The 16,973-nt window shown below is 39.7% G+C and carries 15 protein-coding genes; 8 read left to right on the top strand and 7 right to left on the bottom strand.

Translation table 11 applies throughout. The features are described 5' to 3' along the window. Position 1: 1 nt before the first annotated feature. The 8 genes from JET18_RS10570 to JET18_RS10535 all read left to right on the top strand — a co-directional run bounded on the left by JET18_RS10570 (position 2) and on the right by JET18_RS10535 (position 12,036). Entirely contained in the window at positions 2–256 is a 255-nt protein-coding gene (locus JET18_RS10570; protein WP_202090872.1) for an acyl carrier protein, read from the top strand. 112 nt (positions 257–368) lie between these two features. Beyond that, entirely contained in the window at positions 369–1,253 is an 885-nt protein-coding gene (locus JET18_RS10565) for an LpxL/LpxP family acyltransferase (RefSeq protein WP_202090870.1), read from the top strand. A gap of 151 nt (positions 1,254–1,404) precedes the next feature. Next, positions 1,405–2,940 (top strand): phytoene desaturase family protein, encoded by a 1,536-nt coding sequence (locus JET18_RS10560; RefSeq protein WP_202090868.1) that lies wholly within the window; start codon positions 1,405–1,407, stop codon positions 2,938–2,940. Next, entirely contained in the window at positions 2,927–4,609 is a 1,683-nt protein-coding gene (locus tag JET18_RS10555) for a C45 family autoproteolytic acyltransferase/hydolase (protein ID WP_202090866.1), read from the top strand. The genes JET18_RS10560 and JET18_RS10555 overlap by 14 nt, the downstream gene beginning before the upstream one ends. Then, positions 4,606–4,971 (top strand): hypothetical protein, encoded by a 366-nt coding sequence (locus JET18_RS10550; RefSeq protein ID WP_202090865.1) that lies wholly within the window; start codon positions 4,606–4,608, stop codon positions 4,969–4,971. Before JET18_RS10555 ends, JET18_RS10550 begins: the two co-directional genes overlap by 4 nt. Positions 4,972–4,977: 6 nt before the next feature. Beyond that, entirely contained in the window at positions 4,978–6,231 is a 1,254-nt protein-coding gene (locus JET18_RS10545; RefSeq protein ID WP_228728534.1) for an alpha/beta hydrolase, read from the top strand. Positions 6,232–6,405: 174 nt separating this feature from the next. Continuing rightward, complete coding sequence (locus JET18_RS10540) at positions 6,406–9,075, top strand: T9SS-dependent M36 family metallopeptidase (RefSeq protein WP_202090861.1); 2,670 nt, start codon at positions 6,406–6,408, stop codon at positions 9,073–9,075. Between the two features lie 333 nt (positions 9,076–9,408). Next, positions 9,409–12,036, top strand: coding sequence for a T9SS-dependent M36 family metallopeptidase (locus JET18_RS10535; protein WP_202090859.1), 2,628 nt, complete (start codon positions 9,409–9,411; stop codon positions 12,034–12,036). 278 nt (positions 12,037–12,314) lie between these two features. Here the strand turns inward: JET18_RS10535 and JET18_RS10530 are convergent, their stop codons facing one another. Genes JET18_RS10530 through JET18_RS10500 form a run of 7 tightly spaced genes read right to left on the bottom strand, consistent with a single transcriptional unit; the run spans position 12,315 to position 16,934 of the window. Next, positions 12,315–13,487 carry a DUF2062 domain-containing protein gene (locus JET18_RS10530; protein ID WP_202090857.1) on the bottom strand — a complete coding sequence of 391 codons (1,173 nt, stop codon included), beginning with the start codon at positions 13,485–13,487 and terminating at the stop codon, positions 12,315–12,317. 4 nt (positions 13,488–13,491) lie between these two features. After that, on the bottom strand, positions 13,492–13,968 hold the full coding sequence (locus JET18_RS10525; RefSeq protein ID WP_202090855.1) for a hypothetical protein: 477 nt from the start codon (positions 13,966–13,968) through the stop codon (positions 13,492–13,494). Between the two features lie 4 nt (positions 13,969–13,972). Then, positions 13,973–14,344 carry a 3-hydroxyacyl-ACP dehydratase gene (locus JET18_RS10520; RefSeq protein ID WP_202090853.1) on the bottom strand — a complete coding sequence of 124 codons (372 nt, stop codon included), beginning with the start codon at positions 14,342–14,344 and terminating at the stop codon, positions 13,973–13,975. A 4-nt stretch (positions 14,345–14,348) separates the two neighbouring features. Further along, positions 14,349–14,951 (bottom strand): outer membrane beta-barrel protein, encoded by a 603-nt coding sequence (locus JET18_RS10515; RefSeq protein ID WP_202090851.1) that lies wholly within the window; start codon positions 14,949–14,951, stop codon positions 14,349–14,351. 1 nt (position 14,952) lies between these two features. After that, a complete protein-coding gene (locus JET18_RS10510) occupies positions 14,953–15,594 on the bottom strand; it encodes a hypothetical protein (RefSeq protein WP_202090850.1) in 642 nt (213 codons plus the stop codon). After that, complete coding sequence (locus JET18_RS10505; RefSeq protein WP_202090849.1) at positions 15,560–16,186, bottom strand: LolA family protein; 627 nt, start codon at positions 16,184–16,186, stop codon at positions 15,560–15,562. The genes JET18_RS10510 and JET18_RS10505 overlap by 35 nt, the downstream gene beginning before the upstream one ends. Then, positions 16,179–16,934, bottom strand: coding sequence for a polysaccharide deacetylase family protein (locus tag JET18_RS10500; RefSeq protein ID WP_202090848.1), 756 nt, complete (start codon positions 16,932–16,934; stop codon positions 16,179–16,181). The genes JET18_RS10505 and JET18_RS10500 overlap by 8 nt, the downstream gene beginning before the upstream one ends. Positions 16,935–16,973: the final 39 nt, after the last annotated feature.

The following is a 16,973-nucleotide window of genomic DNA, read 5'->3' as shown; positions in this document are numbered from 1 at the left end:
CATGGAAAGGGAAAAAATTGTTGACATCGTTAATGATTTCTTAGTAAACGAATTTGAAGTGGATGGTGATGAGATCAGCAATGAAGCCAACCTTAAAAAAACGCTCGGGCTGGACAGCCTGGACTATATCGACATGGTCGTAGTGATTGAAGCTAATTTCGGAGTAAAATTAGGCGAGGCAGATTTTAAACAAATGGTCACATTTGATGATTTCTATACTACTATTGAAAACAAAATCGCTGAAAAAAACGCATAACTATCGATTGAACTTTATTCTTTAATAATGTAACAATAAAACAATGTACCAGTGTAACAATGGCTTTAAAATATTGTTACACTGGTACACTGATAAATTGGTAAATTGAGATATGAACAAGTGGAAAGGTAAATCTAAGGGAACCATAACAGGATATAAAATCTTCGTCTGGTGCATTAGAAATATCGGCATCCGGAGTTCATATGTTGTGCTTTACTTCGTAGCTTCCTATTATTTTTTATTTCTTAGAAAAAGCAACCGCTACATTTCCTATTATTTTCAGAAAAGACTCAGCTATGGATATTGGAAATCCAAAGTTTCGGTATTCAGAAGTTATTTCACATTTGGAAAAGTTCTGATCGATAAAACAGCTATTTCAGCAGGTTTAAGGGAAAAATACACCTATGAATTTGACGGAATTGAAAACCTCAGGAACCTTCTGGCTGAAAAAAGAGGCGGTGTCCTCATCAGTGCCCATATCGGGAATTTTGAAATTGCAGAACATTTCTTCGCAGATATAGATTTCGACTGCCAGATCAACCTGGTCACTACGGATCAGGAAGTAACGGTGATTAAAGAATACCTTGAAAGTGTGGCTGTAAAGCAGAGTAACATCAAATTCATCTACGTCAAAGAAGATATGTCGCATATTTTTGAGATCAATCAGGCTTTGTCCGATAATGAACTCATCTGCTTCACCGGAGACCGTTATTTCGAAGGTTCGAAGTATCTGGAAGCCGATCTTCTGGGGAAAAGTGCAAAATTTCCGGCCGGTCCGTTCCTTATTGCTTCCCGTCTTGGAGTTCCTGTAGTATATGTTTATGTAATGAAAGAAAAAAATCTTCATTACCACTTATACGCAAGAGTCGCAAAAAACATCAAAAACCGTGATTCTCAGGGACTTCTCAATTCTTATGTGCAGAACCTTGAAACCATGATCAGAAAATATCCCCTTCAGTGGTTCAATTATTTCGATTTTTGGGATGATATTGATTAATTTTTCTAATTTTATCCCTGAAAACTAATAAATAAACTCAGATCATTAAAAAAATCAGAAAGAGAATGTTCGAACCTTCTTCAGGCCGCGAACAATTCTAAATCTCTGAATTTCTTAATTTTTTGAAACTAAACACACATCTTTTCTTCTTTTGAAAAAAGAATACGACATACTTGTGATCGGTAGTGGATTGGGAGGTCTTGTTTCGGCTCTTATCTTGGCGAAAGAAGGTCTGAAAGTCTGTGTTCTGGAAAAAAATAACCAATACGGCGGAAACCTGCAGACGTTTTCCCGGGACAAGCTCATCTTTGATACCGGAGTTCACTATCTGGGCGGTCTTTCAAAAGGACAGAATCTTCATCAGTTCTTTTCCTATCTTGAAATTATAGATGAACTGGAACTTCATCAGATGAACGAGGATGGCTATGATAAAATCTCTTTCGGGGAAGAAGATATTGAATATCCCCACGCGCAGGGTTACGAAAACTTTATAGAACAGCTTACAGCTCACTTTCCCAACGAAAAACAAAACCTGGAAAGCTACTGCGAAGAGATCCAGTACGTTTGTGCGCAGTTTCCAAGATATCAGGTCATCGGAAAAGACAGCTATAACGAGGAAATCCTCCACCTCAATACCAAAAGATTTATAGAATCCGTCACTCAGGATGAAAGGCTGCAGGCTGTGTTGCTAGGCTCCAATTTTCTCTATGCCGGAGATTCGGAAAATATACCGTTTTATGTTCATGCGCTAACGGTGAATTCTTACATTCAGAGTGCCTGGAAATGTGTAAAAGGAGGCAGCCAGATCACCAAACTGCTGATCAAAAAGCTTCGTCAGTACGGGGCTGAAGTACATAAACATTCTGAGGTGTCCGAATTTATTTTTAACGGATCCGGAGCTCTGTCTTCCGTGAAAACAAAATCAGGAAAAGAATACGCAGCAAAGAAATTTATTTCAAACATAGAGATCCGTTCCTTTATAAACCTGATGGGAGAAGAAAGGCTCAGAAAATCTTTTCTGAACAGGGTCATGAGCTGGAAGCCGGTTTCCTCCTGCTTCAGTGTCTATATGGTTTTAAAACCACAGTCTTTCCCGAATTTTAATTACAATATTTACCACTATTCATCACAGGAAATGGTTTGGAATGCATTCCGCTACCGCAAAGAAAACTGGCCGGAGACCTATATGCTTTCTTCCACCCCTTCAAAACAACATCCGGATTATGCGGAAAGTCTTACCGCCATCTCCTATATGGATTTTGATGAGGTTAAAAGCTGGGAAAAAACGGTCAATACAGTAGCAGATACCCATGAAAGAGGAATAACCTATGAGCAGTTCAAGCTGGAAAAAGCGGAAAAAATGATTACTGCTCTGGAAAAGAAAATCCCAAACCTGAGGCATTCCATAGAAAGCATTTATACTTCGTCCCCGTTGTCTTACAGGGATTATATCGGAAGCTTTGAAGGAAATATGTACGGGTACATGAAAAGTTCGGACAATCCGCTTAAAACGATGGTTTCTCCGCGAACCAAGACGGATAATTTATTCCTGACCGGGCAGTCTGTCAATATGCATGGAATTTTGGGCGTAACGATAGGCGCTTTCAATACCTGTGCGGAAATTCTCGGAAAAGAGCTTATAGATGAACGCCTGAAACAAATGATCGATACCCATGAAAAGAAATAACAGGCTGGCTGCAGTATTCAGGGGAATTCAGTTTTTCCTGATTCTTTCCCTTATTTCCTGCGGTATTTCAAAATCTGTACGCCATATTCCTGACATCAGCAGGTATACGCTGGAAACCCCAAAGGTCAGCAAGATCAATGATTCTACGTTCAGTTTTAACCGGAATTATTTAACCAAAAACAAACAGCAGCTCTGGGAACTTTACATCAAGGGAAATCCTTTGCAGCTCGGATATAATAACGGAGCATTAACTCAAAACCTGATGCAGCAGCAGGAAGAGATCTTCTTTTCCAAAGTGGAGGGTTTTGTTCCTTCAAAATTCAAACAAAAGCTTCTCCGCGGATTCTTAAAATGGTACAACAGAAAAATGTACCTGAATGTAAGAGAGGATTATCAGGCAGAATTGTACGGACTGTCACAATATTCATCGGATCAATACAATTTTATTGCGCCTAAATATCTTCGGAACCTTTATCTGCACGGTGCTCACGATATTGGCCATGCCATGCAGGATCTGGCGATGGTGGGATGCACTTCACTGGCCGTATGGAACGAAAATACGGAAGACGGAGAATTACTGATCGGAAGAAATTTTGACTTTTACGTCGGGGATGATTTTGCTAAAAATAAACTCGTGGAATTTGTAGAACCCGATACGGGAATTCCTTATATGTCCGTAAGCTGGCCGGGAATGATAGGCGTAGTTTCAGGGATGAATAAAGAAGGCATCACCGTGACCATCAATGCCGGAAAATCTAAAATTCCGCTGACGGCCAAAACCCCGATTTCTCTTGTGACAAGGGAGATTCTGCAATACGCGAAAAATATTGATGAGGCGATTGCCATTGCGAAAAAAAGAAAGGTATTTGTGTCAGAATCTATTCTCGTAGGAAGTGCTCATGACAAAAATGCCGTTATCATTGAAGTTTCACCGGATAATTTCGGCGTGTACAGGGTTGAAAATACCAGCCGGGTTTTCTGTACCAATCATTTTCAGTCCGAAGCTTATAAAGATGATAAAAGAAACCAGAAGCATATAATAGAAAGCCACTCCGAATACCGCTACGAAAAGCTTCAGGAGCTTCTTCAGGAAAACAGAAAGCTGAATCCTGAGAAAATGGCTGCCATCTTACGCGAAAAATCCGGTTTGAAAGATGAGAAAATTGGCTACGGAAACGAAAAAGCCATCAACCAGCTGCTGGCTCATCATGCTGTCATTTTCTCCCCTGAGAAGAGATTGGTATGGGTTTCGTCAAATCCTTACCAGCTGGGAGAATTTGTATGCTATGATCTGAACGAGATTTTTTCCGGCAGAAAAGCGGAAGAAAGCCTGAAAGCGAAAACCGGGCTGAATATCGCCAGAGATCCTTTTGCGGATTCCGACGACTATCAGAATTACGAAATGTATAAAATGCTGAGCACAGAAGTGAATGCTGCCACAGATAATGATCAGATCTTTTTAACAGATGATTTTATCCCTTACTATCAATCCATGAACCCTGATTTCTGGCTGGTGTATTATCAGTCCGGAAAATATTATTACAGTAAGAAAGAATATACAAATGCTAAAATTGCTTTTGAAAAAGCCCTGACAAAAGAAATAACCACGGTTCCGGACCGGAAGAATGTAGAGAAATATCTCAAAAAAACTTTAAAAAAATTAAAATGATCCCGAAACATATAAAACTGCTGTTTTGTATTCCTTTTGCCATTATTTTCTGCTATACCGCTTATCTGATGACAAGGTACAGTTCCATTCCGGATATTATCCCTATTCATGGCTATGGAGGGAAAAACGACGGGTTTGGAAGCAAACTGTTCCTCTTTGCACCCATTGCATTAAACTTAATTCTTTTGGGCTTTATCTGGAGGATCATCAAAAAGCCGGATGCCATTAAATTTACTTTTGAAGCGAAAGAAGAAGATCAGGCAAAAACCCATAGCCAATACCAGATGGTGCTGATCATTCTCGCCATATTTGTCACCCTTATTATGAGTCCGTTATCTTTTTCGGATGTTGTTTTTAAATAATTGTATATGAAAAAACTAGTAACCCTATTCCTTATTTCATTTTCATTATTTGCATTTTCTCAGAGCAGAAAAGAGATCGGAAATGATTTTATTAAGACCTTATTTATAGAAAAAAATGCGGTAAAAGCCCATTCCTACTTCGATCCTTCCATTGCGGGAGAACTTAAAGCTGCGGATCTTACTGCGGTGACAGAACAGATCAAGGAAAATCTGGGATCATTTAAAAATATTCTGGAAGTCAATAGCGAGAAAGATTCCTATTACTATTATTCTGAATTTGATAAATCCAAACTGGATATGCTGATCACGTTCAATGACGGTAATAAGATCATAGGATTTGTATTTGTCCCTCATAAAACCTTTGATAGAGCAGATGACAAAACCTTTTTAAAAATCAAAAGTGATGATATCGAGCTGAATGGAACCCTGCTGATTCCGGAGCAGGACAATAAAAAAAAGCTGGTGATTTTTGTCCACGGTTCAGGGCCGCAGGACAGAGATGAGACTCTTGGTGAGAATAAGCCTTTCAAAGATATTGCAGAGGCACTTTTCAAAAACGGGATTACTTCTTACCGTTACGATAAAAGGACCTACTCTTACCCGGAAACGTTCACGGAACAGTCTACGGTAGAGCAGGAAACCATCAGTGATGCCGTAAATGCCGCCGCCTATTTCAAAAATAATGAAAGTTTTAAAGGGTACCAGATCATCATTCTCGGGCACAGCCTGGGAGCCTATTTAATGCCTGAAATCGCAAAAAAAGCAAACGCTTCCAAATATATTTTCATGGCTGGAAATGCAAGGCCGCTGCAGGATCTGATTGTAGAACAGCTGGAATACATCCGTAAAGTAGATCCTTCAAAAGCTCCCGAACAGTTTCTGGATACCACAAAAAAACAGGTGTCACTGTTGAATTCTGACAGATTCAGTCTTACTACACCTACCTCCGAACTTCCGATGGGACTTTCTGCGCCTTATTGGAACTATCTTCTGCACTATAAACCCCTTGATGAGGTTAAAAACATAAAAGCACCTATGTTTTTTGCCCAGGGCGGAAGAGATTATCAGGTGACCGGAAAAGATTTCGGCCTTTGGAAAAACCAGCTGAAAAATAATAAAAATGCAGTTTTTCACCTGTATCCTTCATTAAATCATCTGTTCATCAAAGGTTCAGGAGTGCCGGCTCCAAAAGATTACGAAATCAAAGGAAATGTGGACCAGGAGTTCCTGAACGACCTGATACAGTTTGTTTTAAAGTAGAATTTTTTATTTCAAAAAATTGGACTTATTTTATAAATTTATAAGGTAAGCAGACTTTTTATGGAGTATAAGTGAAATATTTCTGTAATTTTTGTGTTAAAAGTGTAACATTATATTGTTTTTACTACTAACTATAGAATTAATTAAACCTAAATTCCACTAAAAAGTAAAAATATGAAAAGAATTCGACTCAGTGTAAAGCTTTTATTGCTTGGTTCATTTTTAAGTTTTGGCGTATGGTCCGCTCAGAAACATGAGCAGGTGATCAAAGATTACGTTAATTCTGAAAAAACATTTCAGAGAATAAATCCTGAGCTGAAAGCATTTACCATCATAAACGTTGACCCTTCTAAAAGTTTGAAAGGAGATATCGTAGGAATACAGCAGACGATTAATGGAATTCCGGTATTTGGAAGTTCAGCCAATGTTCTGGTAAGAGAAGATAAGGTCCTGAGTTTTGCAGATACTTTTATCAAGACTTACCCATCCAGCATAAAAGGAAAACAGAGTGCAGCAAAAGATGCACTGGTTGCTGAAACAGCAAATAAATTCAACGGACTTACCACTTCAAAGAACAGCGAAGGAAAAGAAGTTCCGATTAAGACCCAGCTTGTTTATTTCGTTAATGGAGGAGAACTTATTCTGGGATACCAGTTCAATATCGAAGAGAAAGGAACCGGAAACCTTTGGACTGTGGTGATCAGTACAGATGACGGCTCAGTTCTATACCGTGAGAACCTTACCCTTTCCTGTAATTTCCATGAGGATGCCTACGAACATCTTCCAACGGGACTTCCTGCCGGAGAGCAGAATGCCCAGCCTGCCGGTCTTCCGGAATATTTAGATATCAACGCCAATAAGCTTAACCAGAATTTTGTTCTGGCTCCCGATAATGCATCCTATAATGTATTGCCTTTCCCGGTAGAAGCACCTTCTTTCGGAAACAGAGCACTGCTGAATAATCCTTGGGATGTCACAGCTTCCCCGGAAGGATGGCATTTTGACGGGACCACCCGTTATACCAATACAAGAGGAAACAACGTATTTGCCTATACAGATGAAATCGGGAACAATACCGTTCAGTTCTCTCCGGATGGAGGCGCGGCAAGAGCTTTTGATTTCCCGATGGATGTGACGCTGCCTCCGCAAAACTATACCTCTGCTGCTGTAACCAATTTATTCTATGTGAATAATAAAATGCATGATGTATTTTATAAATTAGGATTTACAGAAACCGCCAGAAACTTTCAGACCAGTAATTTTGCTGCAGGGGGAACAGGGAATGATGCCGTTTTAGCAGAAGCCAGAGACGGCGGAGCTTACAACAACGCGAATTTCCAGTCTCCGGCTGAAGGATCTGTACCAAGAATGCAGATGTATTTGTTTGAGCCTGCAGAAATGCAGAATCTTTTCTACAATTCACCATCAGCGTATACAGCAAGAACGCCTTTCAGCAAAACAGCACAGTTTGGCCCGAGACTGGAAGGAAATCCGCCGGTAACCGGAAATCTGTCACTTTCTGTGCCTGCAGATGGCTGTACGGCCGTAGCAGCGGGTAGCTTAACGGGTAAAATAGCGGTACTTAATGCAGCAGGACCTGCCAATTGTGGTTTTGCCGTTAAAACTAAAAATCTTCAGAATGCCGGTGCAATTGGAGTAGTACAGTATCATCCGAACAGTGATGTAGCGATACCATTGGGAGGTTCTGATGCTACCATTACGATCCCGACGATTATGATCGGAAAAACAGAAGGAGAGTTTTTAGTGAATGAAATTACAAATGGGGCGGTCATTAATGCCACTTTAAAATATGATAAATTAAATTACGTATACAAAGACGGAAGTTTAGATAATGGAGTTGTAGCCCATGAATACGGTCATGGTATCACCAACCGTATGACGGGTACGGGAAGCAACTGCCTGAATTACGGAACTTCCAACGAGCAGATGGGAGAAGGATGGTCTGATTTCTTTGCTTTAATGCTTACCAACAAACCGGGAGATAACGCTTCCGTGGCCAGAGGAATTGGTACTTTCACATCCAGTCAGCCTATTACTGGAGGAGGAATAAGACCCGCCAAATATTCACCTGACTTTACCGTTAATAATTATACCTACGGAAGAACCAACGGAATGAAGGTTAATGATATCCTTTTGGGAATTCTTCCTATTACAAGAGCAGATGTACACAGTATCGGGTTCGTGTGGGCAACGATGCTTTGGGATCTTAACTGGAAATATGTTGAGAAATACGGTTACAACAGCAATGTACTGGCAGATCCGAACAGCGGAAGCGCAAGAGTACTTCAGCTGGTGGTAGACGCCCTTAAACTACAGCCTTGTAACCCGAATTTCATACAGGGAAGAGATGCTATCCTGGCTGCTGAAATGGCAAAAACAAACGGAGCAGATAAATGTATGATCTGGAAAGCATTTGCTAAAAGAGGATTGGGAGTAAACGCTGCTCCTGGCGCGCTTACAGGAATGTATCAAGGATTCAATCAGCCGGCGCCGGCTTTAAGTGATCAGGTGGAAGACTTCACCATCCCGGCAGAATGTGGAACTCTGGCGGTGAATGAAACTGCTTCCAGCTCCAAAGGAATCTCGATCTATCCAAATCCGGTGAAAACTGAATTTACGATCAAAACCCCTTCAGGAATGGATCTGTCCGGAATTACGACCGTATCCATTTATGATTTTACAGGAAAACTTGTTGCTACAGAAAGAATTAATCTTAACAAACAGACTACCGTTAATGTTAATACACTGCTGAATGGAGCATACATGGTAAAAATTACGGGTAACGCCATTGATTACAGCCAGAAAATCATCGTTTCAAAATAAAAGTAGAATAATTTCATACCATTAAGTCCCGGAGCTCAGGTTTCGGGGCTTTTTTGTGGTGGGTAACAGCTTAATTATTTTCCAGATTTGATCCATTCTCCGGAGAATCTCATATCGCTTTAATAAACGCTTGTTTAATTTTAACAATTTCAGTTGGTTTTTCCAATACAGCTGAATCACATAAAGGTTTATAAAAAAATACATTTGAAGTATTTTAATAAATTATTTTAATTATTCTTTGTTGTTTGCATTTTTGTTTGAGAATAATTCAATTTAATTGTGTTTTGATTATGTTTTATGGTGAAATGAATTTACATTTTGCAAAAAAACAATATGAAGAAAAATCAACTAAGTATCAGATTTTTACTGCTTTGTTCTTTATTCGGTTTTGGCTGGTCCAATGCTCAGAACCATGAACAGGTTATCAAAGAATACGTTAATTCCGAAAAGACATTCCAGAGAATAAATCCTGAACTGAAAGTATTTACCATTGTCAATGTAGACCATTCAACAAGTTTAAAAGGTGATGTTGTAGGAATACAGCAGACTGTTAATGGGATCCCGGTCTTTGGAAGTTCGGCTAATGTTCTGATAAGAGAGGATAAAGTCTTAAGCTTTGCAGATACTTTTATCAAAACATATCCTTCCCGTGTAAAAGGCAAGCAGAATGCCGGAAAAGAGGGATTAGTTGCAGAAGCAGCCGAAAAAATCAACGGATATTCTACCGCCCCGAATATTGAAGGCAGGGAAGAACCTTTAAAAACCCAATCGGTTTACTTTGCAAAAGATGGTGAGCTGATTCTTGGGTACCGGTTTGATGTAAAAGAAAAAGGAACAGGCGCTATGTGGGATGTGATTATAAGCACAGATGACGGGACCATTTTATACACAGAAAAACGGACTCTTTCCTGTAATTTTCATGAAGATGCTTATGAGCATCATACGGAAATGTTTCATCCGGTCCAGGGACCTGTACATCTGAATTACGGAAGTGGTAAAGGAAGCAATAATTTTGTTCTGGTGCCGGACAATGCATCCTATAATGTACTGCCTTTCCCTGTAGAAGCTCCTACCTTTGGAAGCCGTGCATTGCTCAATAATCCGTGGGAGATTACTGCCTCTCCTGAAGGATGGCATTCTGACGGGACGAACACGTATACCAATACCAGAGGAAACAATGTGTATGCCTATACGGATGAAAATAATACAAATACACCGCAGTTTTCTCCGGATGGCGGTACGGCAAGAAATTTTAACTTTCCGATGGATGTCAGCCTGCCTGCACAGAATTACAAATCTGCATCAGTCACGAATCTGTTCTACGTTAATAATAAAGTGCATGATGTATTTTACAAGTTTGGATTTACAGAAACAGCTAAAAATTTTCAGACCAATAATTTTGGCAAAGGCAGTTCTCAGGGTGATGCTGTTCTGGCCGAAGCATGGGATGGAGGCGGATACAATAATGCCAATTTCAGTCCCACTGCTGACGGTACTCCACCAAGAATGCAGATGTATCTGTGGGAGCCGGACAATATGCAGAATCTATTCTACAACTCTCCTTCCACTTATACATCAAGAACTTTTAAAAGCAGAACCGCGGAATTTGGTCCAAAGCTTGAGACTATTCCGCCTGTAACCGCCAATCTGGCTCTTACTACGCCTGCTGACGGCTGTACTGCAATTAGTGAAAATCTGACGGGAAAAATAGCAGTGATACAAAGAGGAACGTGCGGATTTGCAGTAAAAGTAAAAAATGCCCAGCTGAAAGGAGCTGTAGGAGCTGTCATATATAACGTCCCGGCATCGGTAGGTTTTGGCGGAATGGGTGGCACTGATGCTTCCATAACGATTCCATCTGTTTTAATTGAAAATCCTGAAGGAGCTTTTTTAGCCAATGAAATTGCAGGTGGGGCAGTTATTAATTCAACATTGAAATATGACAAACTCAATTATATTTATAAAGACGGAAGTCTGGATAATGGTATTGTAATTCATGAATACGGGCATGGTATTTCCAACCGGATGACGGGAACAGGAAATGCCTGCCTGTCTGCTACGACCTCGAATGAACAAATGGGAGAAGGCTGGTCGGACTTTTTTGCCTTAATGCTAACCAACAGACCTGGAGACAATGCGTCAGTAGCCAGAGGAGTAGGAACTTTTGCGAAAGAACAGCAGATTGATGGAAGTGGAATAAGACCAGCTAAATATTCACCTGATTTTGCCGTCAATAATTATACCTACGGAAGAACGAACGGGATGAAGGTTCCTGGTACTTTTATAGGAATACCCGTATCAAAACCTGATGTTCACAGCATCGGATTTGTATGGGCTACCATGCTTTGGGATCTTCATTGGAAGTACGTTGAGAAATACGGGTATAACAGTGATGTAATGGCCGATCCAAACAGTGGAAGTGCAAGAGTACTGCAGCTGGTGGTAGATGCGCTTAAATTACAACCGTGTAATCCAAACTTCAAGCAGGGAAGAGATGCTATTTTAGCAGCAGATCAGGCAAAAACCGGCGGACAGGATAAATGCATGATCTGGAAAGTTTTTGCCAAAAGGGGACTGGGTGTGAATGCAGCTCCGGGCGGTCTTAGCGGACTTATTTTTGGAAGCGGACAGGATTTGGATGATCAGGTGGAAAACTTTAGCATCCCTGCAGAATGCGGAACTCTGGCGGTGAATGAAACTGAGTCAAATTCCAAAGGAATCTCAATCTATCCAAATCCGGTGAAAAATGAATTTACGATCAAAACCCCTTCAGGAATGGATCTGTCTGGAATTACGACCGTATCCATTTATGATTTTACAGGTAAACTTGTGGCTACGGAAAGAATTAATCTTAACAAACAGACTACCGTTAATGTTAACAGATTGCTGAATGGAGCATACATGGTAAAAATCACGGGTAACGCCATTGATTACAGCCAGAAAATCATCGTTTCAAAATAAAAGTAAAATAATTTTTCATGTGATAAAGTCCCGGAGTTCATGCTTCGGGGCTTTTTTGATTTGGGATTTGTTTCCAGTTTTGAGAGTCAGAGCATTTTAGGGTATGAGGGTTTTAGGAAGTTATGAGTTATAAATTATGAGTTATATGATGCGGGTTTTAGAGCGACGCGATATTGTTTTAATTCAAATCCGACTTAATCTTTGCCTTAGCCTCAACCTAGAGATCTAATGTCTGATGTCTGATGTCTGGTATCTGATATCTGATATCTGAAATCTCCCTAATCGTTCTCAGGGCTCAGTTTATTTAATAGAAAAAATGAAGCTATTCCCGCAAGCGCAGACATTGAGGTGGCCAGAATACAGCTTCCGATCAGATATTGAAGAAGATTATTCTTGATCAGCTCAAAATTCAGCTCACCGCTTATAATATTACTTTCACCGTGTACAAAAGGGGAACCCAGATATAATGAAGCCGCAATAATAAAAGGAATAAAAGGAGGAAGGCTCACATTGGACGCAACGAAAGCCAGCACTTTGTTCAGCTTAAAAAGAACTGATAGCGAGATCACAAGCAGTGTATGGAAACCCCAGAAAGGAGAAAATCCTATAAAAACACCCAGTGCTATAGAAAATGCTTTGGTCCGGTTGCTGCCGTCGCTTTCAAGAACATCTTCCTTTAAGAATCTTTTAAAGCTTTTTTTTTTGAAATTATTCACGAAGTTTCGCGGAATAATGTAAAGCAGAGTGATGGTGACAAGAATGGTATTCAGAATGCTGATCCGTGTAAAATCTTTAAACGGTCTGAAATGAGAAACCCTTTCTGCCGGATCATACAAAACCTTCACCGGAACATTTTTTACAGGAACATGCCTCCACGCGGTCCGTACAATGATTTCAATCTCAAATTCAAATTTTGGAGTGAAATATTTCTTCGGAATTTTTAATAAGGGATATAATCTGTAACCGGATTGGGTATCTTCAAGCTTAATTCCGGTTTCAAACCAGAACCAGAAATTCGAAAACCTGTTCCCGAAGCTGCTTTTTTTCGGAATTCCGTCCTGAGACATATTCCGGTTTCCAATCAGAAGAACATCCTCGTTTTCCTGAAGCAGGGCTTCTACAAATACGGGAATATCATCCGGGTAATGCTGTCCGTCCGAATCAATGGTGATGGCATAATGATAGCCCAGTTCTTTGGCTTTTCTGAAACCTGTTTTCAGTCCGTTTCCCTTGCCTTTGTTCTCAGGAAGGGAAATTATGGTGATTTGTGGATAAGAGGCCAGGATCTCTGAAGTAGAATCGGTAGAACCGTCATTGACCGCAATAATGTTTCCGGTGTAATCCAGAACACCGTCTATCACTCTTTTCAGAGTTTTTTCATTGTTGTAGGTAGGTATTAAAATGCAGATTTTCTTTTCAGAAATTGCATTTCGTACTTCAGGAAGGGTCATTGTTTTATTTTAAAGTGGCTCTCTCCGCTTCTGTAAAGGATTTAGACTGCATCACAAACTTTTTTACATAGCTTTTCAATGTTGCATTCTGCTTGCTGTAGTTATTGATCAGGAATGTTTTATCATCCTTAATGCTGCTTCTGTAGCCTACGATTTTTGGAATGTTTTCCTGAACACTTAACCGGATCAGGCGCAGTTCTATATTATTCGGATTCCCTCTGATAATGCCTTCAAGAGCGGTTGCTCCGGTTTTTACCAGGGCTTTTCTGTCCTTTTTAACAATTTTTGCGCGCATGATACTGGCCGCCGCTTTATATCCGTTGGTCACCGCATCAGTCCCGGGCTGTTCTTCCGCAAGGTTGATAAAAGCTTCCGTATTGGCATTGGAAAGGTTGGCTTTTGCATAGCTGTTTCTTACCGCTTCCATATTCGTCTGGAAGAAAAAGATAAAAGCTGTGATGAAGGATAATAAAAAGTTCATAATATTATTTTTTATAGCTTACAGACATCTTTAATGCAATAGTCTCGCCAAAAGAAGTGATATTCTTTACTTTAACACCTTGTTCATCTTCAGTAATATCCAGTTGAAGTTTCAGGTCCGGTGTCTCAAAAGGATTAATGATGGCCATGAATTTTACGTTCGAGGCCGATTTTAAGAACAGCTTTGAGGCCGTAAACTCTTCCGTCAGTTCCTTTACAATCTGCATCATACAAACTCCCGGAGTTACCGGATTTCCGGGAAAATGGCCCTTAAAAATATCATGATCTTTATTCAGATGGATATAGGCTGTAAAACTTCCGTTTTCTGCTTTTTCGTATGACTGTAAGGTGTAAAAGTCTGTAAGAATCGTCTGCATGATGTTATTTTTTCATGTTAAATGTATAATAAAGCCCCGTCTGAAAAACAACATTCCAATGGTTGCTGTTGTAGCTGTCCACAGGGATGAAACCTTTCTTTACACGCGCTTCAATCCCGAAATTTGGAGTAATGTCGTATCCTAAACCTGCGGTAATGCCAAGGTCGATTTCATTTTGAGGTTCAAAATTCTTTTTCTCTACCACAAATTCCAAAGTAGGTCCTACATGTATGTTGAACTGATTGAAATAGAATTTATTGATCAGCTGCATGCCCAGATATGATACGGAAAGGGTTTTTCCATTCCAGTTATTTACATTCGTATCAAGTTTCGCTCCCTGTCTGGAATAATTGATTTCCGGCTGCAAGGCATAAAATTTAGCCAGGCGGATATTTCCAAGAAAACCAATGTAAAAATCTGTCTTGGTTTTATAATCCAGATAAGGCTGTGCAGCATTGGGAAGCTCTTCGTAATAGTAATAATTAAAACTTTCACTGTTTGAAAAGTGAGAGAAATTGGCTCCCGCTCTTATTCCCGGGGTAAAAACTACCTGCGAAAATGCAAAACCTGATAGCAGGGCGGTGATTAAAAATAGAATTTTTTTCATGTTAATTTTGTTCCGTTTCGGTTATTTGAAATAGTTTTATATTGATTTTGAAATCCTTGTGCTGAAGGTTCAAACTATCCGCGAAGATATGTTTTTTTGCCTCAAAAGTAAAATCGATTTTCTCCTTATTGTTTTTGGTGTAAACGATTTCTTTCAGCATCCCGTTTTCTTTATTGAAAAACAGATAATAGGCTTTGTTGTCAGCTTTTGACAGATAAATCTTAGCGTGGCCGTTCTCAAAATATTCACTGACGGGATATTTCCTTTTAAGTAGCTGCTGGAAATCATTTTTAAGAAAATTAATCACTATTTTTTTATCCAGATCGGGAAGCACGTAATTCAGTTTGAAATCATTCTCAGAGATCTCAAAATCTATTAATTTATTCCCGAAGTCTGACGTCATGGCCACACGGTGCGTGGTTTCATTCAGCTTTTTGATGATCAGAATTCCGCTTACATGGTTTTTATAAATATCCATCTGGCATTTATACACATAATCTTCTCCGGAAGAAAAATATAAATTTTCAACCGTTTTTTCAGAACTCTGAACAGGTTTTGCCTCTGTAAGCTGATACGTCTTACAGGAAAGAGTCACCAAGAGAATCAGGCTACAGGCTAAATTCCGAAGCAGCAATCGCGGCATTGATCTTAGTATTTTTGAAAACAATATTTGTAGTATCACCGGAAGCTTCCGTCATATTCACCTGAGAAACCGTAGATTGGTTTTTCGGGAAATGCAGTTCAATCTGCTTGATGTATTTCAGCAGCTGGGAAGATTTAGGCGTGAATTTCGCCACATTGAAATTCCCGTTTTTGTAATAGGAAACGGTAAATTCCGGATCACTGAACATTTTTCCGTTCGAGCTTCCCACGATCAGCTTATTGATCTTTTCAAATGTTTTGCTCTTGGCATCTACAGACGATTTTTTCCCCTGATCATTGATGAAAATTTTGCTGTCTTTAAAAATAATACTGTACTGGTACGGCTTGGTATATTTCCAGCTCAGCATATTGGGAGATTTTAAAGACATTTTTCCATAAGTCACGATATTTTTGTCCAGAAAATCCATTTTTTTGGTCTGGGTAAAATCGCTCTGAAGTGTTTTGATCTCCTTGGTTTCAGAAGAAACTTTGGCCACAAATGCTTTTGCTTCCGCTCCGGACATCGCTGTCAACTGGGCAGAAAAGAATCCGGACACTAATAAAAACGCTCCCAGCGCTATATTTTTAATCATTTTTCGTTGAATTTGTCATTGAATCGATCGTAAACGTCGAATATTTTTTATCCTTCAAAAATAACAATAAATCTACCAATACATGATACGTCTTTTCAGACGTGTCGTGGAGCAGGATAATGCTTCCTTTTCTCAGGCCTTTGGTCACTCTCCTGTAGATCTTTTTTTCATCATCAGTCACCGTGTCCAGTGAACGGACATTCCAGCCGATGCTTTTTTTATGAGTCCTTTTGATCGCTTTTGCAATACTGGGATTGGTAACCCCGAAAGGCGGCCTGTACAGATCCGTTTGTATAGTTCCGGTCTTAGCCATCACTTCGTCGCATTTTTCAATTTCTTCAACCATTTTTGAAGTAGATAAAAAACCCGTGTTATTTGAATGAGAAAGTGTATGATTTCCTATGGTGTGGCCTTCCGTAATGATTCTCTGGAATGTTTCGGGATATTTTTCAATCTGTTTTCCGATGCAGAAAAAAGTAGCTTTCACCTGATTATCTTTAAGCAGATCTAAAAATTTTGGAGTGAATTCAGTAGGTCCGTCATCAAATGTGAGGGCTACTTCATTGATTTTCGTTCTTTTATGGGTAATGCTGTTCACAAAATAACCCAGCGTAATATCAAAAGATCCCCAAACCACGACTGCCGAAAAAGCAAGAAAACAGGCCAGATATACCCAGAAACTTCCGTGAAACGCATAAATAAAAACGTTGCAGAAAAGATAAAATATAATGAATGGATAATGTTTCATCTTTTTGAATTTTAGTCGTTCTTTGAATAAGCAATAAGC

It is taken from the genome of Chryseobacterium endalhagicum (genome assembly GCF_016745235.1).
Taxonomy (GTDB): Bacteria; Bacteroidota; Bacteroidia; order Flavobacteriales; family Weeksellaceae; genus Chryseobacterium; species Chryseobacterium endalhagicum.
This window is presented reverse-complemented; position numbering and strand designations above follow the sequence as displayed.

Excerpts from the sequence above, each read along its gene's own strand:
- JET18_RS10510 (WP_202090850.1), bottom strand. The coding sequence starts at position 15,594 with ATGCCGCGATTGCTGCTTCGGAATTTAGCCTGTAGCCTGATTCTCTTG.
- JET18_RS10535 (WP_202090859.1), top strand. The coding sequence starts at position 9,409 with ATGAAGAAAAATCAACTAAGTATCAGATTTTTACTGCTTTGTTCTTTA.
- JET18_RS10505 (WP_202090849.1), bottom strand. The coding sequence starts at position 16,186 with ATGATTAAAAATATAGCGCTGGGAGCGTTTTTATTAGTGTCCGGATTC.
- JET18_RS10555 (WP_202090866.1), top strand. The coding sequence starts at position 2,927 with ATGAAAAGAAATAACAGGCTGGCTGCAGTATTCAGGGGAATTCAGTTT.
- JET18_RS10525 (WP_202090855.1), bottom strand. The coding sequence starts at position 13,968 with ATGAACTTTTTATTATCCTTCATCACAGCTTTTATCTTTTTCTTCCAG.
- JET18_RS10520 (WP_202090853.1), bottom strand. The coding sequence starts at position 14,344 with ATGCAGACGATTCTTACAGACTTTTACACCTTACAGTCATACGAAAAA.
- JET18_RS10565 (WP_202090870.1), top strand. The coding sequence starts at position 369 with ATGAACAAGTGGAAAGGTAAATCTAAGGGAACCATAACAGGATATAAA.
- JET18_RS10570 (WP_202090872.1), top strand. The coding sequence starts at position 2 with ATGGAAAGGGAAAAAATTGTTGACATCGTTAATGATTTCTTAGTAAAC.
- JET18_RS10530 (WP_202090857.1), bottom strand. The coding sequence starts at position 13,487 with ATGACCCTTCCTGAAGTACGAAATGCAATTTCTGAAAAGAAAATCTGC.
- JET18_RS10550 (WP_202090865.1), top strand. The coding sequence starts at position 4,606 with ATGATCCCGAAACATATAAAACTGCTGTTTTGTATTCCTTTTGCCATT.
- JET18_RS10515 (WP_202090851.1), bottom strand. The coding sequence starts at position 14,951 with ATGAAAAAAATTCTATTTTTAATCACCGCCCTGCTATCAGGTTTTGCA.
- JET18_RS10540 (WP_202090861.1), top strand. The coding sequence starts at position 6,406 with ATGAAAAGAATTCGACTCAGTGTAAAGCTTTTATTGCTTGGTTCATTT.
- JET18_RS10500 (WP_202090848.1), bottom strand. The coding sequence starts at position 16,934 with ATGAAACATTATCCATTCATTATATTTTATCTTTTCTGCAACGTTTTT.
- JET18_RS10545 (WP_228728534.1), top strand. The coding sequence starts at position 4,978 with ATGAAAAAACTAGTAACCCTATTCCTTATTTCATTTTCATTATTTGCA.